The sequence below is a fragment of the Streptomyces sp. NBC_00122 genome (genome assembly GCF_045160845.1).
In the GTDB taxonomy this organism is placed as follows: Bacteria; Actinomycetota; Actinomycetes; order Streptomycetales; family Streptomycetaceae; genus Streptomyces.
In genome coordinates this window covers 7,143,336-7,159,078 of the sequence record NZ_CP108191.1, presented here as the reverse complement: position 1 = coordinate 7,159,078, position 15,743 = coordinate 7,143,336, and the positions used below count along the sequence as shown (strand labels likewise).

The window sequence follows — 15,743 nt, the reverse complement described above, 5'->3', positions numbered from 1 at the left end:
TCACCCCTTCAGGAAGTTGTCCGTGAGGGAGCGCAGGGTGCGGAACTGGTTCACGTCGATCTGGTCGAGCTGCAGTTCCCGGCCGATCAGGTCCTCCAGCAGCAGGATGAACTCCATGAAGCCGAGCGAGTCGATCAGCCGGTTCTCGATCAGGTCGAGGTCCTCCGGGATCTCATCGACGGTGGGGTTGCGTTCGCGCAGCCAGTCCACGACCGGCTTGATGGTGTCGTCCATGGTCACCTCTTCTGGATCCGGTGCAGTTCTTCGGTCTTGCTCGTGCGCGACCCTGATGGCATTCGGGGGCCCCCGCCGGTCCGCAGCGCGCTCTCGTACTCCTGGCGGACCCGGGCGACGGTCGCGGCGGCCGGGTGCAGGGCGGTGACGCGGGTGCAGGACCGGCCGCAGTACATGGCCATCTCCTCGATGCGGCCGGTGGTCCCGTCCCCCGGAGCCGCCGTGCTGTAGCGCGGTACCGGGTACTCCCGCCCGTCCACCCGGGTGGTGGCGATGAAGGTGGCCGGGGCGCGGTCCGCGGTGTCGGTGAGGGGGTTGCGCAGGACGCGGTGCGGGCGGTGCGGCCAGCCGATGTCGAAGAGGGAGGTGATGAGGGTGTCCTCGGCCACGGCTTCGACCACTCGCCGTTTGAACTCCGGGTGCGCGGTGGATTCTGCGGCAGGAACGAACAGGGTTCCGGCCATGGCCCCGTCCGCGCCGCGCGCCAGGGCGCCCGCGATGTCCCTCCCCGTCGCGATCCCGCCCGCGACGGCCAGGACGGCGTGCGGGTGGCGGGACCGGACGCCGGCCAGCAGGGCGTCCACGGGCAGCCCGCCGAGCAGGTGGCCGCCGGCTTCGGTGCCCTGGAGGACGAGGACGGCCGCACCCAGTCCGAGGGCGGTGTCGGCGTCCTCGAGGGTGCCGACCTGGACCACCAGCGGGTGTCCGGCGCCCTGCACGGCCCGGGCCGCGTCGGCGTCGGGCAGCCCGAAGGAGGTGACGAAGCCGCCCCGGGGCAGTTCGGGCAGGACGGCCCGAAGCTGGTTCAGGCAGGCGGCCGGGCCGGCGACCTCGGGAACCACGTTCACCCCGAACGGGCGGGACGTCGCGGCCGCCACCTCCTGAACCAGCCGGGCGGCCCGCGCGGGCGGTTCCTTGAACAGCGCGAGGGTGCCGCCCGCTCCGGCCCGGGACACCTCGGCGCACAGCGCGGCCCCGGCTACGGCGCCCATCCCCGCTTGAAGCAGCGGCAGTTCGAGACCCAGCCGAGCGGCCAGCCGGGTCACGAGCCCTCCCCCGCCTGCCGTACCGCGCGGTGCGCGGCGGCCAGGTCCCCCTCGAAGCGGTCGCCGAGGGCGTGCACCCAGCGCTCCAGGCCGAAGGCGACGCAGCCGGTGAAGGCCGGGCGGCCCGCGTGGCGGATGGCGCGGCGTTCGCCGAAGAAGTTGCGGTGGTTGTTGGTGGAGGCGACGGCGGTGCCGTCGGTGTGCAGGTACTCGTCCTTGACCGGGGCGAGCAGTTGCATGACGGTGCGGGCGCCGTCCTTCTCGAAGAAGGGGTCGGTGGCGGGCTGCCGGTCCAGGGAGAGGCCGAGGGCCGCGCCGAAGGCGGCGATCCGCTCCTGGTGCCGGTCGAGGTGGGCCCGTACCGCTTCGGCGGAGCCGACACACACGATCTCCCGCATGGTGAACCCCCAGAGCCTGCGCAGCCCGTCGTGGTGGTCCTCGTTACGGAAGCACTGCGCGACGGTGGTGATCAGGACGGGGGTGTCGGCACTGCTGCCGGTGAGGTGCAGGAAGCAGCCGTAGCAGGCCGCGGAGGGCAGCAGGTGGGTGGCGTCGGCCAGGTCGGCCGCGGGCAGCGCGGTGGCTCCGGGCGGGTCCGCGGCGACGGCGGCCAGCCGGTCGGGGCGGATCCGGGCGACCGGGCTGCCCAGGTGCGGGAAGTTGCGGAAGTAGTCGAGGGTGCGCAGGTCCTCGGCCCTCAGCAGCGGCGGGTAGCTCTGCTGCCGGGCTCCGGCGTCGGCGCCCCAGCGGGTGAACACCGCGTCGAGTGCGCCCTTCAGCAGGACGGCGGGTTCGTCGAGGGTGGCCAGTCCGTCCCGGACCGACCAGGTGGCCGCGGTGTTCCCGGTGGCCGTGGGGTCAGTGACGGGCATCGAACACCCCGATCCGGTGGAGGAAATCGGTGGTCTTGTGCAGGACCTTGGCGTGGGCGGCCTGCCGGGCGGGGTGGGCGAGCAGCCGCCGGCGCAGCGCGAAGCCGTCCGCGAGGCCCGCGTCCCGGTAGACGGCCGGGTTGTAGAAGGACTCCATGCTGGTGGTGAGGTAGCGGCCGAGGTAGCTGCGCAGTTCGAGCCGCGCCACCTCGTCCAGGCCGCTGTCGAGGAGCCGCTTCCACATCAGTTGCACCAGGCGGCGGCCGAAGGCGATGTGGCGGGACTCGTCCTGATGGTGCAGCCGGTTGATGTGCCGGACGGTCGGGTGCAGGCGCTGGTCAGCGGCCAGCTGGACGTTGTAATGGTCCACGATCTGCTCGAAGATCAGGATCCGGGCGAAGACCAGGAAACTCTCGACGTCCGGGTCGCGCGGAGCCTCGGGCAGCTTGACCGACTTGTCGGGGTAGATCTTGTCGGCGTACTTGAGGCAGAAGGTGGCGAAGAACCACATGTGGTCGTTCTCCTCACCGATGAAGTGGTGGAAGAACTCGGAGGGGAGCTCGAAACCGGGCGTGTGGATGCGGCGGGTGACCTCGATGAGCAGTTCGCGGATGCCGTGCACGTTGAGGCTGTAGAAGTTGACGCTCTCCCACCGGCTCAGGGCCTGGAGCTGGGCCGGGCTCAGTTCGTCGATCAGCTCGGTGCCGTGGACGGAGAGCAGTTCGGGGGACATCCAGAGCCCGTCGGTGGGGATCGCGGGCGGCCAGTCGAAGGTGGTGAACGGGTTGTAGTAGTCCGCGGTGGCCTTGTCGGAGAGCCGGTCGAGCAGGGCCCGGAACTCGGTGTCGTCCGCTGTCGCGGTGCCGGCTGATCCGGTGGGCTGGGTGTTCTGGGGGCGCATGGTCGTCACTCCTTCCATCGGACGGCCGACAGCAGGGCCCGGTGGAGCTCGGGGGTGGATGCGGCTACACAGGACCGCTGGTTGGTGATGGTCAGATCGGTCAGGACCGTCTCGCCGAGCGGCTGTCCGTAGCCGTCGGTGATGACCGCCCCGGCCCGCTCTGCGAGGAAGACGGCCGCGGCGATGTCGTACGGGAACAGGTGCAGGACCCGGCCGTTGCCGACGCGTTCGAACTCGGGCAGCAGTGCCGGGTCGTCGCGCAGCAGCCGGTTGCCGATGTCCACGTAGGCGTCGAGCTGGCCGGTGAGCAGCCGGGAGATGGACCAGGTGGCGCTGTTGAAGACGAAGACCCCGCCGGTGTTGGCCGAGCGGTCGATGAGGTGGCCGTAGGCCTCGGCCATCAGGCGGGCCGGGTGGCCGTTGAACTCCAGCGACCAGAACATCCGCGCGGGGTCGGTGGTGCGGGTCAGCGCCGGGACGGGGTGGTCGTAGCCGTGCGCGGTGATGCCGGGCGTCGCCAGGTCCCCGTAGAGGTAGGCGCCCGTGCGCAGCTCCATCAGCAGCGCGTGCTCGACGTCGGCGATGCGCGGGCGGTGCGACATGCGGGCGACGGCCACCGAGACGGTGGCCGACTCCAGGCCGGCGACGGCGGGCCGGGTGCCGTCGATCGGGTCGACGACCAGCAGGTGGGCCGGGTCCGTGCCGTGGTACTTCAGGCCCCGGTCCTCGGAGTAGACCGCGACGGGCAGGTCGTGTCCGACGACGTACTCCCAGACAGCGGCCTCCGCGACCTCGTCGAGGCCGAACTGGGCGTCCCCGCCCGGCGAGTGGCCGCGTACCGGCCGGCTGCCGCGCTGGTGCTGGGCGGCCAGTACGGCCTCGCGGACGGCGCCGGCGAGGCCGGTCACGTACAGCCGCACGGCCGCGGCGGGTGGAGGGCCGCCGTACGCGGAGGCGGTCACGCGGCGGCCTCGGCGGCGAAGAGGGCTTCGAGCCGGTCGCAGAGCAGATCGGCCTGCGCACGGGTGAGGATCAGTGGCGGGCGAATCTTGATCACGTTGCCCCGGCCGTAGCGGGAGGTGCGCAGGATCAGGCCGTGGTCCATGCCGCGCCGGGCGAGGGCCTGGGCCCGTTCGCTGTGCGGGCGGCCCTGGTCGTCACCGATCTCGATCCCGATCATCAGGCCGAGGCCTCGCACGTCCACGACGGCGGGGTGCAGGGCGGCCAGCACGCGCAGCCGTTCCATGACGTGGGCGCCGACCTCCCGGACGTTCTCCAGGAAGCCGGGGCGGCCGATCACGTCGAGGGTGGTGGCCGCCGCGGCGGCGGCGAGGACGTTGCCGCCGTAGGTGAAGGAGTGGTGGTCGCTGCTGAGCCCGGACATCCGCTCGTCGGCGACGATGGCCGCGATCTGGGCGCCGGAGCCGCCGAGGCCCTTGGCGGTCGTCAGGATGTCGGGCCGGACCCCGTAGTGCTCTGCGGCGAACATCCGGCCGACCCGGCCTATGCCGGTCTGGATCTCGTCGAAGACGAGGACGATGCCCCGTTCGTCGCACAGGGCGCGCAGCGCGGGCAGGTAGCCCTCGGGGGGCACGATGTTGCCGCCGCTGCCGGAGACCGGTTCGACGACCACGCAGGCGACGCTGCCGGAACTGGCGTGGTCGAGGAAGTCGTTGATGCGTTCGACGCACAGCATGCCGCAGCTGTCGGGCCCCGCCTGGCGGTAGAAGCAGCGCAGGCAGTAGGGGTCGGGCACCTGGAGGACGCCCGGCATCAGGTGCGGGAAGGGTGCCTTGCGGAACGACTCGCCCGACATGGTGGTCGTCATCATGGTCTGGCCGTGGTGGCTGCGGAACAGGGTGATGACGTCGCGGCGGCCGGTGGCGAGCTGCGCCATCTTGACGGCACCCTCGTTGGCGGTGGAACCGCCCGACACCTTGAGGTGCACCTTCGTCAGGTTCGGCGGGGTGACCTCGACCAGCCGCCGGACCAGCTCGTTGACGGGGGCGGTCTGGAAGGTCGAGGTGGTGTGCACCAGCCGTTCGGCCTGGTCGCGCATGGCCTTGACCACTTCGGGGTGCCCGTAGCCGAGGCTCAGGTTGAAGGTGCCGGACGCGCAGTCGAGGTACTCGTTGCCGTCGGTGTCGTACAGGTGGATGCCCTCGCCGTGGTCCATCTCGTACGCGCTGACCGGGTAGTACAGATGGTTCTGGGCGTAGCTCAGGGCATCACCGCGGACGTCACTCCGGGCACCGCTCTTCGTATCGCGCTGGTCGCGCATGAGGTCGGCCATGAATCTCCTGTCGGCTTCCGTCCCGCGGACACGACGGTCGACGGATATCAATATCTCCGGGCAGCGAAATAAAAGACTCCCCGGGATTACGGACAGCGGGAGTTCACACGTCCAGAATGAAGGTGAACGCGGCGTCCCAACCCTCGGGGGTCTCCCGCACATCCATCAGACATTCTGGCCGGAAATACTTGTCAAGGTGGTTTCGGCGTTCGCCGGGAAAATACAGCATCGTGGTCAGTACGGATCCGCCGGGCGGCTGCACCTTCACGTGCACATGCCGCGTCCGCCCGGGGTACACGGCGGGCAGCACCGTTTCCAGCCGCCACTGCCCCTCGGCGTCCGCGAACTGGTGGCCGCGCAGCCGAAAACCGTCGTCGTCGTAGACCCCGGAGTCCCCGACCTGCCAGAAGTCGAGCAGGGCGCCTGCTATCGGCTCGCCTTCGGGGGTGCGCACGCCGCCGTGCAGCAGCATCGGGACGCCGTCTTCCACATCGCCCCGGAAGCTGGTCCTGAAGGGGGTGTCGGGCTTGTAGTACGGCCCTTCGCGCAGGGCGGGCGTGGGAGGCGTCCCGTTGCAGCGAACGGTCGGCGTGAGCGTCTTCAGGACATTCTGCGGACTTCCGTTCTCCACGGCGGAATTCCCCCTCGGTCAAGTATCTTTCGCTTCGGTCCAGGCAGACTAACCGGCGTTCTCGATGTTGAGAAGAAGGCCATGCGTCACCTCTCCGCCATTTATTCGACACTTATTGCCAGGACTTCCGCGAACCGCACGGACAGCAGTTGTCTCCTGGGAATGGAGCGGCGCACGGGCCGGATGGGAAGGTGACGACCGGTGGCGTGCACTCGTCCGGCCGCGATCAGTACCGGTGGGCGGTGGACCGGCGCAGCACGGTACGGGCGCGGGCGAAGTAGGCCGGGGCGGGCGGTGCGGTGAGGATGTCCGCGAGCGCGAAGAGGTCGAGCGTCCGGCTGAGCCCCAGCCAGTCCCCGGGCAGTCGGCCGTTCCCGCCCCGGAAGCCCTTGAGGAAGCCCGCCGTGAAGGCGGGCGGGTATTCGTGGGCGAAGCGCAGCATGTTCCCGACGTCGAAGAGCGGGGAGCCGCTGAACGCCAGCTCCCAGTCGAGCACGGCGGCCACCGTCCACTGTCCGGCGCGTCGTTGGACCAGGACGTTCTTCGGGTTGAAGTCGCAGTGCACCAGGCTGCGTTCACCCGCCACGGCGGCGAGTGCCCGCGGCCCTCGGCGGGCCAGGGCGCGCAGTACGGCCGCGTCCGTCCCGCTCAGCGGACCGTCCGCGGCCGCGGTGGCCAGACAGCGCTCGACGAAACCGGGCAGGTCACCCAGCGGGGCTGCGCCGTCCGGGGCCGGGACCAGCGAAGAGTCGCCGAAGACGCCCGGGCGGGGCAGCCTGACCCGGCCGATCCGCGCCAGCACCCCGCCGACGGCCCGGCCCAGGGCCCGCGCCTCGCCGCTCACCGGGCCGTCCGCGAGCACCTGGCTGAGCGGGGTCCCGTCCACGAACCGGTAGAGCAGGGTGGGGCGGCCGGTGGCCCGGCCGTGCGGATCGGCCGCGACCACCGCGGTCACCGGGACGGTACGGGCCGCCGCCCGGCCGAGGACGGCGACCTCGACCGCACAGGTGTTGCGCGGGACCCGGCTGCCGCTGGGCCGGTAGCGGCGCAGCACGTAGCGCTCCACGCCCGGCGCGTCGGCGGACCGGGTCGTGAGCAGGGCCATGTCGTTGGTGAACCCGCCGGGCAGCGGGTCCACCTCGTGCAGCCGGGCGCCGGGCAGGGCGTGCCGGGTCAGCCAGGCGCGGGTGGCCGGGTCCAGGAGGCCCACCGGGTCGGGGCGCGTCACACCGGCCAGCCTGCCCGGTCCGGGGCCGTCCTCATGCGTCCGGTCCCCCCGATGGCCCAGCGCCGGGCCGCGCCCGTGCGGCGGCGGCCGCCCCGGCCGCCAGGACCAGTCCGCCGGCCGGTCCGGCGAGCCGGCCGAGCCGTGCCGGGACCACGAAGTCCTCGGCCGTGTGCTCGGGCAGCCCGGGGTATCCGCCCAGTGCCGAGGTCAGTTCGGCGCGGAGCAGCGGGAACAGCCCGGGGAGTTCCGCGACGCCGCCGCCGATCACGATCCGCTGGGGCGCGGCCGTGTAGACGATGTTGCGCAGCCCCGCGGCAAGGTAGGACGCCTCCAGTCGCAGCGCCTCGCGCAGTGCGTCGCCGGTCAGTTCTTCGGCCGGGGTCCCCCATCGGGCGCCCATCGCCTCGCCGCCCGCCAGCCCCTCCCAGCAGTCGCCGTGGAAGGGGCAGGAGCCGGGGAAGGCGTCGTCCGCGACCCGGGGCACCGCGAGGTGGCCCATCTCGGTGTGGACCAGCCCGCTGACCACCCTGCCGCCGATCACCGCGCCGCCGCCGATCCCGGTGCCGACGGTGAGGTAGACGTAGGTGTCCAGGCCCCGGGCCGCGCCCCAGCGGCCCTCGCCGAGGGCCGCGCCGTTGACGTCGGTGTCGATGCCCACCGGTACGCCGAGCGCTGCGGCGACCGGACCGGCGACGTCCACCCCGGACCAGCCGGGTTTGGGGGTGGCGGCGAGGCGGCCGAACCGGGCATGGCCCGGGCGCAGTTCGAGGGGCCCGAAGGAGGCGATGCCGATCGCGTCCAGCGGACCGGTCTCGGCGGCCGTCTCCTGGAAGAAGGCGATGGCCCGGGCCAGGGTGGGGCCCGGTTCGCCGGTCGGGAACCGGGTCTCGGCCTCGATCCGGTCGGGGGCCGAGCCGACCAGGCAGACGAATTTGGTCCCGCCCGACTCGATCGACCCGAGGCGCGGCGCGCTCACGCGCCCACCGGCCAGCCGTCGGCGCCGACCGGGCCGGGGTGCGAGCGGATGACGACCTTGAGCGCGTCGTAGCGCGGTGGCCGCCCGGTGCCGCCGGTGCCGCCTGCCCCGTCGCCCCGGGTGAGCCCGCCGAGCGCGGTGAAGGCTTCCGCGTACCGTTCGAGCGGGAACTCGTGCGTCACCAGCCGCTCCAGGACCGGTCCGGTGCCGGAGCCAGGTCGTCGGAGGCCGTCGAGCTCTGCGGCCAGGTCCACGGCGACCGGGAAGATGTCGGCCCGGTAGTCCCCGGCGCCGATCAGCTGGATGCCCCGGTTGGTGAGCTGGAGCGGGCGCAACGGCACAGTGTAGGTGTCGTCGAAGCCCATCACCACCACCCGGCCGCCGTCGTCGATCAGCCGCAGCGCCGCGTCCAGGCCGGTGCCCGTGGTGTCGAAGACGACGGAGGGACGCTCGCCGCCCGTGGCCTTCACCACGGCTTCGGCCGGGTCCGTTCCGGCCACGTCCACCACGTGCGCGCACCGTTCGCGGGCCCGCTCCAGCCGGTAGCCGTCCGGTTCGGCGACGGTGACCCGGCGCGCCCGGCGGGCGGCGACGAGTGCGGTCAGCATCCCGATCGGGCCTGCGCCGAGCACCACCACGGTGTCGTCGAAGGTTACGGACGCGGCCTTGACGTTGTTCAGGACGCAGGCGAGCGGCTCGATCAGGACCGCGCTGCGGAAGGGCAGACCGGCGGGAACCCGTTCGACGAAACGTTCCGGCAGAGTCACGGCCTCCGCGTACGTGCCGTCGCGGTCGACACCGACCTCGGTCCCGGCCTTGTGACGGCAGAAGTTGGTCGCTCCCCGGCGGCACGGGACGCACCAGCCGCAGTACAGCGTGGGGTTGACCACCACCCGGTCCCCCACCCCGACCGAACGAACCTGCGGCCCCGCCTCTCGCACCACACCTACCGACTCGTGCCCGAGCACCACGCCCGGCCGGGCGGGGAACCGCCCGAGCAGGATCTTGCGGTCCGTTCCGCAGACCCCCGTACCGACGATCTCCACCACGACGTCATCGTGGTTCACGAGCTGTGCGGCGGGCCGGTCCTGCAGTTCGGCGGAGCTTGGACCCAGATAGACGAGAGCGCGCACGAGACCTCCCCATCGGTTTCCTGCGGGCGACGCTAACTCAGCCGAACGCGGCCGGACACGACGCCTCTGAGCCACTTCGCGGCCGCGCCCGGCCTGGCCTGGGCCCCACAACTTCCGGGCTGGCCGAAATGGGAGAGGAAGACGCTCCGGCGGCCCCCGGGGCGTTCCCAACTCGGAGGCCGCTGAGGTTGGTTGGCGGCCCCGCAGTCGGCAGTTGACAACGTTTCAGTTGCGGTGGCCGGAAATCTGGCCAGAAGCCTTCCAGCGCGATACGACATGTGAAATTTTACATGTCACACATCAGCGGCCCGTGTCCCCAGCGCGCGGCCACAACGGCCCCGGAGGCCCCCACAGATGCTTCCCTTCCGCATAACGAAGGCCGGCGCGCGCAGACTTCCTGCGCTCGGCGCAGCCGTCTTCATTGCGCTCGGCCTGCTCACGCCACAGAGCCAGGCCGCCACCGCCCGCGCCACGGCCCAGGCCGGTACGAACGCGAGCAGAACCGCGGCCTCGGCACCGCGGTCGATCCCGGTCCCCAAGTCGCCCGATGCGATGACCAACAGCTCGCGCTTCCGGATCTCCTCGCAGGACAGTCCCCTGGAGTCCACCCCGGCCCCCGCCCCCACCGTCAAGGCCGGCAAGCAGTCCTCGGCCGCCGCCGGGGACGAGTGCGGCGACCTCTCCGGCGTGATCAAGGCCACGGGCAGCGCGTTGGTCCAGCAGCTCAAGGCCCTCCCCCGGGTCAACTGTACGTACCCCCTGTTCAGCCTCACCGGGGAGGACGCGCGGAAGGCCTTCCGTGAACCCCAGATGGTGACCGTCGCCAACGCGCTGCGCGACGCCTCCGCCACCTACTCGGGCAACAACAGCGCCGCCGTCGGGCAGTTGGTGCTGTTCCTGCGCGCCGGCTACTACGTGCAGGACAACCACGCGGACGTCGTCGGCGACTACGGCACGGCGCTGGACAGCGCGGCGCTCGGCGCGCTGGACGCCTTCTTCGCCTCCCCGCGCAGCAAGGACGTCACCGACGCCAACGGCGAGATCTTCAACGAGGTCGTCACGCTGATCGACAGCACCCACGCGGCCGGCCGGTACGCCGGCGTCGTCAAGTGGATGCTCGGCAGCTACGACGCCACGTGGCCCGGCCAGATGAACCTCGCCATGCAGCACGTCGAGTGGGTCGTCGAGAACGGCTTCAAGGCCAAGAACGACGCCCGCGGCTGGCGCTCCGCCCTCAAGGCCGACCCCGCCATCCTCAACACCTGGGCCGGCTTCATCACGCGCAACGGCGCGCAGCTGAACCGCCTGGACGTCGTCAGCAACGTCGGCCGCTACCTCGGCTTCGCCCTCGACGTCCCCGAGCTCAAGGACCGGCTCCGGCCGCTGCTGAAGGACCTGATCAACCGCTACCCGAACGTCGGCCCCACCGCGCCGATCACCATGAACCTGGGCTGGTACACGCGCCAGTACGACAGGGGCAGCTGCGCGGCCTACGCCATCTGCGACCTGGGCGACCGCGTGCTCCCGGCGGTCCTGCCGATCCAGCACACGTGCACCCCGGGCCTGAAGATCCGCGCCCAGGACATGTCCCCCGGCCAGCTGGAGAGCACCTGCACCAGCCTGGTCAACCAGGACGCCTACTTCCACCGGATCATCGGCGACAAGGGCGCGATCCCCGGTGACCTGAACACCAACCTCGAGGTCGTCGTCTTCGACGACTACACCCAGTACTCGCTGTACGCCTGGGCCATCTACAACATCGACGTCGACAACGGCGGCATGTACGAGGAGGGCAACCCGGCCGCCGCCGGCAACCAGGCCCGCTTCATCGCCCACGAGGCCCATTGGCTGCGCCCGGACTTCCAGATCTGGAACCTCAACCACGAGTACACCCACTACCTCGACGGCCGCTACAACATGGCCGGCGACTTCGAGGCCGGCATCACCACGCCGACCATCTGGTGGGTCGAGGGCATCGCCGAGAACATCTCGTTCGGCTACCGGGGTGAGCGCAACGCCGACGCGATCGCCGAGGCCCGCAAGAACACGTACAAGCTCAGCGACCTGTTCGACACCGTCTACGGCCAGGACGAGGACCCCCAGGTCAACTCGAACCGGGTCTACCGTTGGGGCTTCCTCGCGGTCCGCTACATGCTCCAGGCGCACCCCGCCGACGTCCAGACCGTGCTGGGCAAGTACCGCACCGGTGACTGGAACGGTGCCCGCACCTTCCTGAAGCAGACCATCGGCACGAGCTACGACGCGGGGTTCGCCACCTGGCTGACGACCACCTGCGCGACCAACGACTGCGGCCCGCTGCCGGAGGCCCCGTCCACGCTCTGCACCGCCAGCGACCCCCGTCAGTTCGACGCGAACTGCCGCCGGGACAACCTCGCGGCCTCCACCGGCAACTACAGCTACCACTTCGTCTACCTGCCGGCCGGCGTCAAGCAGCTGACCATCACGAGCAGCGGCGGCACCGGCAACGCCGACCTGTACTACGGCGGCAGCAGCTGGGCCACCACCAGCGGCTACCAGGCGAAGTCCACCAACGCCGGCAACGGCGAGACCCTGACGATCGACAACCCGCCCTCCGGCTGGGTCTACTTCAGCCTCGCCGCCGCGCAGGACTTCAGCGGTGTGAGCGTCTCCACGCAGTCCAAGTGAGCCGGTCCGCCGGGGCCGACTGGGTCCCACTGAACAGGCATCCGCTCGGCAAGGAGGACCCCGCCTCGCCGGCACTGCCGGCCACCGGGGCCTGAACGTAACGGCGGTCCTTGCCCTCCGATCGCGGAGGGCAAGGACCGCCTTTCGTATGCAGGCGACGGGGTGGACACAGACGGCCCGCCGCGCCGGCCGCCGGGTCCTGGCCACCGCCACCCTCGACCGCCTCCTGCACCACTGCGATGTGATCTCCAGCAACGGCCCCCAGCTACCGGCTCAAGAACCGGCTCGCTGCCATCGAGCGAGACCAGGGATGCGCAGCCTGGTAGCTCACGTGGTCGACAATGAGAGCATGGGCGTACCTGAGCTGCTCGAATCAGCTTCCTTGCTGGTTCCGGAAGATACCGCCACCGAGAACGACATCACGGTGCGAGACATCTGGGACTACCTCGTCCACGACGAGTGGGAGATCGCCCTGGGCCTGCTGGAGGAGCTCGGGGACGCTCACTCGCTCCCTCTGGCGTTCTGGGAGCAGCTCGCCGAAGCGGCTGAGCAGCTCCGGCTGGAGCGGAGCGCGACTTGGTGCCATTGGCGATGCTCCGAGATCCGCAACGGCGTGATCCGGGCGGATCTGACGCTCCGCCCTGCCACCGAGGCGCGACGCACGACACCGATCGGCTCCGGTGTTCTGCGACCCATGTGGGACATCGGACACCTCTCACCCACCGGCGGACGTGCGGTCAGCATCGCCCGGCTCTGGATTGAGAACATGACCTTGCTGGAGCCCGGCGGGCAAGCCACGGTTCGCCTCGTGCCCCTCACCCCCTCCCACTGGACGCACGTCCAGCCCGGCCAGCAGATCACCATGCACGAGGACAGAACCGTGGCCGGTACCGCAGTCATCCTGGAGGTTCATCGCCCTGCCACCGCCATGCCCGCGCGATGATGAGCTCCCAGGTCGTCCGCACGGTTTCCCGGTGTGGGAAGCCCGGGCCGCCGTGTGGGGGAACACGGCGGCCCGGGCGGCTGGGGTGGGTCAGGCAGGCAGTTCGGCGTCGGGGATCCAGTGGCCGTGGATGCCGGCGGGGACCCTGCGGGGCAGTTCGACGGCGGCCACGGTGCTCAGGTCGCCCGCGTCCAGGACGAGCAGCTCCGAGGCGTCGGCCTTGAGGTCGCTGACGATGGTGAGCAGGTAGCCGTCGTCCTCGGCGGTGCCGCCCTCGGCGGGTGCGAAGACGGCCTCGCCGGGCATCCGGCCCTCGCCGTGGGCCCGGAGCTTCTGCCCGCCGGTGCGGGTGTCGAACTTGACGGTGTGGAAGCCGGACAGGCCCGCGCCGGGGAACGCGATCGCGTAGCTGTAGCGGTAGTCCGAGCCGGTGTAGGCGTCGTTGATCGACGGGAACTCGGTGACCAGGTCGCCCAGGGGCTCGGTGGTGACCTTGCCCGTGGCCGGGTCCATGATCCACCGGTAGAGGGTCGAGCCGGTGGCGGGGCTGGTGCCGTAGCCGGGCGAGCCGACCCACCACTTCCACGAGCTCTCCCAGGCGGAACGGTCGAAACGCGGTGCTTCGAGGACGATCCGGCCCCGCGCGTCGGTGTAGGCGTTGGTCACGTGCAGCAGCACGGCCTGGTCGGGCACCTCGAACCAGGTGGTCTTGCCCCCGGCGCGGGGCATCACGCCGATGCGCAGCGGGACGTCGTCGTGCCAGCGGTAGGGAATGCCGGACTGCTCGGCGTGATCGAAGACCACCGGCGAGTCGATGAAGACGACGTGCTCGCGGGTGATGGCGAAGTCGTGCATGAGCGACGGGCCGGCGCCGTCGACGATCTGCGACCTGACGATGTCGCCGGAGGCGTCGGCCACGTAGTAGGTCAGGTGCGGCGGGAAGGGGCTGTAGCTGAAGAAGTGCAGCTCGCCGGTCTCCGGGTCTTCCTTGGGGTGGGCGGTCATCGCGCTGGTGAGTTTGCCGCCGAAGTCGTGGACGCCGATGGTGTCGAGGTCGGCGCTGACCTCCCAGGGCAGGTTGGCTTCCTGCAGGGCCAGGTAGCGGCCCCCGTGGAAGATGATGTTGGTTGCGGCGGCGCTGACTTCGAGCTCGGTTCCGGTGAACGGCACGCCGTCGAGGAAGGGGGTGCGCACCCAGCGGTTGCGGTACCACTCGGCCCGGCCGTCCTTGAGGCGGATGCCGTGGATCATTCCTTCGCCGCGGAACCAGTGGGTGGGGGTGATGCCCGGCTTGGGGTTGTGGCCGTTGCGGAAGTAGCGGCCGTTCAGCTCGGGCGGGAGGGTGCCGCGCACCTTCAGTTCGCGGCCGGTGATCTCGTCGGTGACGGGGGTGAAGTGGCCGGTGACGTACGGCTTGTCCAGGGTCATGATCAGGCCTTTCGGGTGGAGAGAGTCGAGAGAGCGGAGATGAGCAGAGTCAGGGCGGCGCAGGCCAGGAATGCCGCGCCGGTGGAGGGGAGCAGGGTCAGGAAGGACAGGCCGACGGCTCCGCCGATCTGCCGGGCGGCGTTGACCAGCCCGCCGGCCAGGCCGTTGTCGGCGGCCGGGACGCCCGTGGAAGACATCGCGGTGAGCCGTACGAAGGCCACCCCCAGCCCGGTGCCGATGAGGAGCATCGGACCGATCAGGTCCACGGGGAAGGTGCCGTCGGCCGGAGTCCTGGACAGCCAGGCCAGTCCGGCCGCGAGGACCAGCAGGCCCACGGGGAGCACGTGACGGCCGGAGACCTTGCCCGTGACCCACGAAGCGAGGGTGATCATGAGGGCGAGGGGAAGCTGGGTCAGCCCGGCCTCCAGGGGCGAGTAGCCGAGGGCGTGCTGCTGGTAGAGGGGCAGGAAGTAGAACAGTCCGAGCCAGACCGCGCCCAGCAGGGCCATCAGCACGTTGGGCACCGCCACCACCCTCATCCGCGCCGGCAGCAGCGGCTCGGCGCCCCGGCGCTGGAGCACGACGAACAGGGCGAGCAGCGCCAGACCGAGCACGGCCAGCGGCCAAGACCCTGACAGGCCGTAGGTGAGCGCGACCAGCCCCGCCGTCACCGTCACCGTGCCCGGGACGTCCAGGCTTCCGCCGCGTGGGCGGTCCGCGCCGACCAGCCACACGGTGGCCACCAACACCGCCAGGGCGAAGGGCACCATCACGACGAACACCGCGCGCCAGCCGAACACGCTGGTGAGCAGCCCGCTCAGCAGCACGCCCGCCGCCCCGCCGGCCCCGGAGACCGCGCCCCACACACCGAGTGCGGTGCCACGGTGCTCCTTGCCGGAGTAGAGCGTCAGCACCAGGGCGAGCGCCGTGGGCGCCAGCAGCGCGGCCCCGATTCCCATCACCGCCCTGCAGGCGATCAGCGCGATCGCCGTGGGCGCCAGAGCGGCGCCCAGGGAGGAGAGGGCGAACAGGCCGGTGCCGAGCAGGAACACGCGACGGAGGCCGTATACGTCGCCGGCCCGCCCGCCCGGCAGCAACAGGGCGCCGAAGGCCAGTACATAGGCGTTGACCGTCCATGCCTGGCCCGTGTCCGACAGTTCGAGCCCGGCCCGGATCTGCGGCAGGGCGACGTTCACGATCGACGTGCTCAGTACGACCAGGAACTGGGCCGTGGCCAGAACCACCAGCGGTGTCCAGCCGGTTGTCGTCCGTTGCGGTGCGGTGCGGGTCATGTCTCGACACTCGCAGCGGGAGCCTCCCGCTCGCGTCGGTAGTCATCGCCTATACGACCGCCCGCGGTAGGCACTTAGGTGACGCCGGTCGGCCTCGGA

At 71.1% G+C, this 15,743-nt stretch carries 14 protein-coding genes and 1 pseudogene; 3 read left to right on the top strand and 12 right to left on the bottom strand.

Features of this window, described 5'->3' with window-relative positions; translation table 11 throughout:
- From OG737_RS32730 to OG737_RS32685, 10 genes are all read right to left on the bottom strand, one after another.
- Nucleotides 1-234: an acyl carrier protein gene (locus tag OG737_RS32730; protein ID WP_328929824.1), complete on the bottom strand. Its 234-nt coding sequence runs from the start codon at nt 232-234 to the stop codon at nt 1-3.
- A gap of 2 nt (nt 235-236) precedes the next feature.
- Nucleotides 237-1,280, bottom strand: coding sequence for an NAD(P)H-dependent flavin oxidoreductase (locus tag OG737_RS32725; protein ID WP_405676576.1), 1,044 nt, complete (start codon nt 1,278-1,280; stop codon nt 237-239).
- Nucleotides 1,277-2,152, bottom strand: a complete 876-nt coding sequence (locus OG737_RS32720) for a hypothetical protein (RefSeq protein ID WP_405676578.1) — start codon at nt 2,150-2,152, stop codon at nt 1,277-1,279. Before OG737_RS32720 ends, OG737_RS32725 begins: the two co-directional genes overlap by 4 nt.
- Nucleotides 2,139-3,053, bottom strand: coding sequence for a diiron oxygenase (locus OG737_RS32715; protein WP_328929821.1), 915 nt, complete (start codon nt 3,051-3,053; stop codon nt 2,139-2,141). Before OG737_RS32715 ends, OG737_RS32720 begins: the two co-directional genes overlap by 14 nt.
- 5 nt (nt 3,054-3,058) lie before the next feature.
- Nucleotides 3,059-4,015 carry an inositol monophosphatase family protein gene (locus OG737_RS32710; protein ID WP_405676580.1) on the bottom strand — a complete coding sequence of 319 codons (957 nt, stop codon included), beginning with the start codon at nt 4,013-4,015 and terminating at the stop codon, nt 3,059-3,061.
- The gene (locus OG737_RS32705) at nt 4,012-5,346 is read right to left on the bottom strand and encodes an aspartate aminotransferase family protein (protein ID WP_328929819.1); all 1,335 of its coding nucleotides are present in this window, start codon (nt 5,344-5,346) and stop codon (nt 4,012-4,014) included. The genes OG737_RS32710 and OG737_RS32705 overlap by 4 nt, the downstream gene beginning before the upstream one ends.
- A gap of 103 nt (nt 5,347-5,449) precedes the next feature.
- On the bottom strand, nt 5,450-5,977 hold the full coding sequence (locus tag OG737_RS32700; protein WP_328929818.1) for a hypothetical protein: 528 nt from the start codon (nt 5,975-5,977) through the stop codon (nt 5,450-5,452).
- A 226-nt stretch (nt 5,978-6,203) separates the two neighbouring features.
- Nucleotides 6,204-7,205 carry a phosphotransferase family protein gene (locus OG737_RS32695; RefSeq protein ID WP_405676583.1) on the bottom strand — a complete coding sequence of 334 codons (1,002 nt, stop codon included), beginning with the start codon at nt 7,203-7,205 and terminating at the stop codon, nt 6,204-6,206.
- A 31-nt stretch (nt 7,206-7,236) separates the two neighbouring features.
- A complete protein-coding gene (locus OG737_RS32690) occupies nt 7,237-8,181 on the bottom strand; it encodes an ROK family protein (RefSeq protein ID WP_405676585.1) in 945 nt (314 codons plus the stop codon).
- Entirely contained in the window at nt 8,178-9,314 is a 1,137-nt protein-coding gene (locus tag OG737_RS32685) for a zinc-binding dehydrogenase (protein WP_405676587.1), read from the bottom strand. The genes OG737_RS32690 and OG737_RS32685 overlap by 4 nt, the downstream gene beginning before the upstream one ends.
- Nucleotides 9,315-9,668: 354 nt before the next feature.
- On the opposite strand from OG737_RS32685, the gene OG737_RS32680 reads away from it, so the two are divergent.
- The 3 genes and pseudogenes from OG737_RS32680 (at nt 9,669) to OG737_RS32670 (ending at nt 12,924) form a co-directional block, all read left to right on the top strand.
- On the top strand, nt 9,669-11,981 hold the full coding sequence (locus OG737_RS32680; protein WP_405676589.1) for a collagenase: 2,313 nt from the start codon (nt 9,669-9,671) through the stop codon (nt 11,979-11,981).
- Nucleotides 11,982-12,168: 187 nt separating this feature from the next.
- Nucleotides 12,169-12,307: pseudogene (locus OG737_RS32675) on the top strand (ATP-binding protein); the annotation flags it as partial.
- Between the two features lie 23 nt (nt 12,308-12,330).
- Nucleotides 12,331-12,924 carry a hypothetical protein gene (locus tag OG737_RS32670; protein WP_405676591.1) on the top strand — a complete coding sequence of 198 codons (594 nt, stop codon included), beginning with the start codon at nt 12,331-12,333 and terminating at the stop codon, nt 12,922-12,924.
- A 90-nt stretch (nt 12,925-13,014) separates the two neighbouring features.
- Here the strand turns inward: OG737_RS32670 and OG737_RS32665 are convergent, their stop codons facing one another.
- Both OG737_RS32665 and OG737_RS32660 read right to left on the bottom strand, forming a co-directional pair.
- Nucleotides 13,015-14,352 carry a carotenoid oxygenase family protein gene (locus OG737_RS32665; RefSeq protein WP_405676593.1) on the bottom strand — a complete coding sequence of 446 codons (1,338 nt, stop codon included), beginning with the start codon at nt 14,350-14,352 and terminating at the stop codon, nt 13,015-13,017.
- Nucleotides 14,353-14,354: 2 nt separating this feature from the next.
- A complete protein-coding gene (locus OG737_RS32660) occupies nt 14,355-15,644 on the bottom strand; it encodes an MFS transporter (protein WP_328929810.1) in 1,290 nt (429 codons plus the stop codon).
- Nucleotides 15,645-15,743: the final 99 nt, after the last annotated feature.